The organism is Halomonas sp. 3A7M, from assembly GCF_014897875.1.
In the GTDB taxonomy this organism is placed as follows: domain Bacteria; phylum Pseudomonadota; class Gammaproteobacteria; order Pseudomonadales; family Halomonadaceae; genus Vreelandella.
The window spans coordinates 1-1,141 of the sequence record NZ_JABUZD010000036.1 but is presented as its reverse complement, the minus strand read 5'-3'; the positions used below and the strand labels follow the sequence as shown (position 1 = coordinate 1,141).

The following is a 1,141-nucleotide window of genomic DNA, read 5'->3' as shown; positions in this document are numbered from 1 at the left end:
CCTACATACATTATGCACGAAAACTTTCGGTTAGGCACTTAGCTTATCGCTATCTCCTTCAATCCTAGGCAGTACTTTACACATCATAAAATCATCCCATACGGCTTTCAGGGTTAGCTCGTCCTGTGGCTGGGTGCTGACTACGGCCAGTAATAACTCATTAAGTGCACGGTAGGCCAATTCAAACGGGGTGGTCTTCAATACCGTATTCACGGCACTCAAAAATGCCAATGTTTGCGATCCATCGGCATCACAGGTATTGGCTAAATCATCTTTTCGCGCTTGTGACCAAATAGGGTAACCGAGTGATTTGTTATGACTGGTTGGAGCAAAGAAAGTATCGTAATCATTGGGGAAAAATTCACCAAAATCAAAGCTTAGGGCGCGATCGATTACTTTGCGCGAAAAGCCATGGGTGGTTTCATCCATATTAACCGTGCCAGCAACCATTAAGTTGAATGGAATTGCTAAGCCATACTGACAGATTAGCTGCCAAAGATCGTCGTAGTCTGGTAACTCAAAGCCCAAATCGACTCTTAATTTATCCGTATCCGCAACGGCGCTAATCGTAGCAGGCTTTAATAATGCATCGCTGCTGTAAATGAAGGTATCTTCATCCCAATCCCATTCACGGGTTTCGAGCACCGATAGGTAATCGGCAAAATACTGCTCAACAGGTGCAAGATTCATTTCATCTAAGCATAGCCAATAGGGCAACACGGCTTGTAGAGCACCACGGTCACCACTGACCACCAGACGCTCGCCATGGTCATCACTATTTTGTACATCAATCGTTAAGTTACTATCGGCGATGGCACGCCAGGCTTTGGCAATAAATTGAAGTACATCTGTAGTAATATATTCCGCCTGGCCGCTACTCGAGAGTCGAGAAATATACCCCAATAGATCACTCGGTTCATGCCAATCAGGGCGCACCGAAGTTAAACAATAGGTTTCATTAAATTGGCCCGTGGATTTTGCCTGCTCACGAACAAAGCGGGTTTTGCCAGTTCCTGAGATACCAGCCAGGAGTAGGAAGGGTTTGGGCAGAGAAGAAAGAGTGGTATTGTTTTTATATTTCAGAAACTCTGCTAATTTTTTAAGTGCCTAACCGAAAGTTTTCGTGCATAATGTATGTAGG

1 protein-coding gene is annotated in these 1,141 nt (G+C 44.6%); it reads right to left on the bottom strand.

What is annotated here, in order from left to right; translation table 11 throughout:
* Nucleotides 1-30: 30 nt before the first annotated feature.
* Nucleotides 31-903 (bottom strand): hypothetical protein, encoded by an 873-nt coding sequence (locus INT19_RS02805; protein WP_226924454.1) that lies wholly within the window; start codon nt 901-903, stop codon nt 31-33.
* Nucleotides 904-1,141 lie beyond the last annotated feature (238 nt).